The organism is Pseudomonas sp. P5_A2_2 (genome assembly GCF_054177685.1).
This window is the reverse complement of record NZ_JBGCUL010000628.1, coordinates 1-2,665: the sequence shown is the minus strand read 5'-3', so window position 1 is coordinate 2,665 and position 2,665 is coordinate 1. Positions and strand designations below refer to the sequence as shown.

Annotated in this window: 3 protein-coding genes and 1 pseudogene; all 4 read right to left on the bottom strand. The window is 49.2% G+C overall.

Annotated features, from left to right (window positions below):
- Window positions 1–666: lipopolysaccharide biosynthesis protein (locus ACXRVY_RS23310; protein ID WP_458238356.1), on the bottom strand; the 666-nt coding region annotated here is incomplete at its 3' end.
- Window positions 657–1,793 carry a DegT/DnrJ/EryC1/StrS family aminotransferase gene (locus ACXRVY_RS23305; RefSeq protein ID WP_223462664.1) on the bottom strand — a complete coding sequence of 379 codons (1,137 nt, stop codon included), beginning with the start codon at window positions 1,791–1,793 and terminating at the stop codon, window positions 657–659. The genes ACXRVY_RS23305 and ACXRVY_RS23310, both read right to left, overlap by 10 nt.
- Window positions 1,794–2,378 (bottom strand): UDP-2-acetamido-3-amino-2,3-dideoxy-D-glucuronate N-acetyltransferase, encoded by a 585-nt coding sequence (gene wbpD, locus ACXRVY_RS23300; protein ID WP_458238355.1) that lies wholly within the window; start codon window positions 2,376–2,378, stop codon window positions 1,794–1,796. It abuts the gene before it with no gap.
- Between the two features lie 7 nt (window positions 2,379–2,385).
- Window positions 2,386–2,665, bottom strand: a pseudogene (gene wbpB / locus ACXRVY_RS23295) (UDP-N-acetyl-2-amino-2-deoxy-D-glucuronate oxidase); the annotation flags it as partial.

The window sequence follows — 2,665 nt, the reverse complement described above, 5'->3', positions numbered from 1 at the left end:
CATTCCAGTCCAGCTTATCGATTGTAGTGCCGCACGATTATCTTTCCATGCATTCTGCGCTAATCCAAATAGTCCTGCACCGCTAGCCACGGTGTGTCCTAACAATAGTCCAAAGGGGGCAGAATTTGCCCAACCCAAGCCTATTTGAGTACCGATCCCTCCAACCGCTTGGCCCATCCTCGTTCTTGCAATGATGCCAAATTTTTTTTTGCGGGTGGACCAAAACTGCATTGCTGAATAAGCGCTAGTAAACCAGATCCCCAATGGAAGCATCCACAGATATGACTTCAAGTAAGGCTGGCGTAGTAGTTCTACGATTTCAATTGAATACAACCAGACCGCGAGAGCAGTTGTCCCAGCTATCACGGTACAACTAAACAACGATAGTGCTAACAGATTGGCGGCATCTTCATCACGTTCAGGCATGGGAATGGCTATTTCCAATCGAAGGCAGGCCGAGACGGAAACAATTCCCAATATTGAGGCATAAACAGCAAGCATACTGAAGTCTGTAGGTGAATACAGCCTTGTAATAAGGGGCAACGCCAAAATCGTCAGAGCTTGCGCAAATGCTGTACCGCCAATTAAAACTCCTACGGAGCGAACAAAGCCTGAACGCGATTTGAGTTTTTCGCGCAATGTATTAATTACACGATTTATACCCATGGGGCCTCGGAAGATACCAAAGCGGCGGCGATAGTGCACTGATCGGATGCTGTAAGATAAGGATGCATAGGCAAACTCATTACTTGCGATGCTATCTCATCACCCACTGGCAAAATAGCTAAATTATCAGCAACGGCAGGTTGTTTGTTCAGTGGGATCGGGTAATGTACAGCGGTCGGAATTCCCGCCTCTTTCAGTTTTATTTGCACAGCTTCTCTGTTCTTTACTCGGACAGTGTACTGGGCAAATACGCTAGTATTGTGAGGTTCTATAAAGGGAATAGCTACTATGGTCGAATACTTTTCTGCAGTAGGCTTCTCGTTACTGCTGGAATTAGTGAGCAACTTATCGTATTGCTTTGCAATCCGATTTCGTGCGTCAATTTCATCTTCAAATATGGCTAACTTCGGTAAAAGGATGGCGGCTTGTATCGTGTCAAGGCGACTATTGACTCCTACGCGGACATGGTGGTAGCGACGGTCTTGGCCGTGGCGAGCAATCTGTCGAATTATCTTGGCCAGTTCTTCATCATTGGTGAAAATAGCTCCTCCATCCCCATAGCAGCCTAAAGGTTTGCTAGGAAAAAAGCTCGCACAGGCAATTGTAGTCAAGTTGCAAGAGCGCTTACCTCTATAAGTTGCTCCGAAACTTTGGGCGGCATCCTCAATTACTGGAATATTGTACTTTTTAGCAATAGCATTAATGGTATCGAAATCAGCGCATTGACCGTAAAGTGATACTGGGATTATTGCCTTGGTACGCGGAGTTATCGCCGCTTCAAGTAAACTCGGATTAAGGTTAAAGGTGCGGGGGTCAATATCAACATATATCGGCTTAGCGCCAAGCAATGCAACGGTTTCAGCGGTAGCAATGTATGTAAAGCCCGGAGTGATTACTTCATCGCCAGGCCCAATACCCAGTGCCATTTGGGCGATCTGCAAAGCATCAGTGCCGTTGGCGCAAGTAATACAGTATTTTGCGCCTACAAAGTCGGCTAATTTGTCTTCGAGTTCCGTAACTTCCGGGCCCAGGATGTATTGCCCATGCTCTAGTACTCGTTTGATACCGAGTTCGATTTTATCTTTAATACGTTTTTGCTGAGAGATTAGGTCGATGAATTCAATCATTTAATGCGCATCCACTTTACGAAGGGTATTTCCGGTCAATATATAACGAGCCTCGGTATGGCGGCAGACCACTTCCCCCTCTCCATCTAAGGGCAGATTCAGTTGTTCACCAAATTCGCTCATCCAGCCAATCTGCCTGGCCGGTACRCCGACCATTAGGGCGAAATCTGCTACATCTTTATTGACTACAGCGCCTGCGCCGACAAAGGCATATTCACCAATGGTCACGCCGCACAMGATGGTGCAGTTGGCGCCAAGTGTGGTGCCTTTTTTCACTAGGGTGTCGCGATACTGGTCTTTGCGTTCGATCAGCGAGCGCGGGTTATAGACGTTGGTGAAGACCATGCTCGGGCCACAGAACACGCCTTCTTCGAGGGTGACGTTGTCGTAAACGGAGACGTTGTTCTGCACTTTGCAGTGGTCGCCGATCACCACCTGGTTGCCGACGAACACGTTTTGGCCAAGGGATACGCCTTGGCCAATGCGTGCGCCGCTACAGACGTGAACGAAGTGCCAGATGCGCGAATTTGTGCCGATCTGCGCGCCGTCATCGACGATGGCGCTGGGATGCTGGTAGTGGGACATGGCGATCTCAGCGGTTCAGGGTGTTGAGGAAAGGGTGGCCTTCATCGTTCTGCGCGCTGACGATGGCGGCGGAGCGGATGGTATTGACAGTTTCTACGCAGTGGCGGGCATCTTCGATGCCATATCCGCGGCCGGCGAGGATTTCCTGATAGCTGGTGGTGTGCAGGTCAGTAAAGCCTTCGGAGAACTCCATTTCTTCGCCGTTGACGGTGATGGAGCGGTAGGTGGGCTTCTTGCCTTTTACAGATGCGGGCAGGTCGTTGGCATCGATAGATAGGAACCAGCGC